This is a genomic window from Arthrobacter sp. JCM 19049 (genome assembly GCF_001310435.1).
Genome location: NZ_BAXF01000785.1, coordinates 1 through 785, shown reverse-complemented (window position 1 = coordinate 785; position 785 = coordinate 1). Strand labels below are relative to the sequence as shown.

The window sequence follows — 785 nt, the reverse complement described above, 5'->3', positions numbered from 1 at the left end:
AGCGTGGCCAGGGCCATGGCCAGCGGCGGCACCATGCCCGCGGCCATCACCGCGGCCATGATCATCCATGGGGCGGGGTTCTCCAGCGAGCCGGTGCCCAGCCCCGCCACGGCGAAGGCGTAGGCCACCTTGTTCACCGGCCCGCCCAGGTCAAAGGCCATCATCAGGCCCAGGATCAGCCCCAGCAGCGCGGCCCCGGTGCCGCTCATTGAGGAGAGGAACAGGTTCAACGCGTCGGTCAGCCGGGCGATGGGGCCACCCAGGAACAGGAACATCAGCCCGGAGGCGATGATGGAGCCAAGCAGCGGCACGATGACCACCGGCATCAGCCGCGGGCCCACTTGGGCACGTTCCAGGAGCTGATCCAGCGGGAGGCCAGCCCGGCGATCACCCCGCCGACGATGCCACCGAGGAACCCGGCGCCCATGAACCCGGCGACGGCGCCGGCCGTGAAGCCCGGGGCGATGCCCGGCCGATCGGCGTAGGCGTAGGCAATGTACCGGCCAGCGCGGGGACCAAAAAGCCCATGGACAGCGAACCGATCTTGAACGCCACCGCCCCCAGGTAGCGCCCAGCCTCCCGCCGGCAGGTTGAACAGCGTGTTCGTTCCCAGGATGTCATCGGCCACGTCGGTGATGTCATAGCCGCCAAGCAGGAAGCCTAGGGCGATCAGCAGCCCGCCGCCGGCGACGAAGGGGATCATGTAGGACACCCCGGTCAGCAGGGCCCGCTTCAGCCCGGCACCGAATGATTCTCGCTGGCCTCCGCGCGGGTCCTGATGCCCG

At 69.6% G+C, this 785-nt stretch carries 1 pseudogene; it reads right to left on the bottom strand.

The features are described 5' to 3' along the window. Window positions 1-785 (bottom strand): annotated as a pseudogene (locus JCM19049_RS16245) (fructose-specific PTS transporter subunit EIIC); the annotation flags it as partial.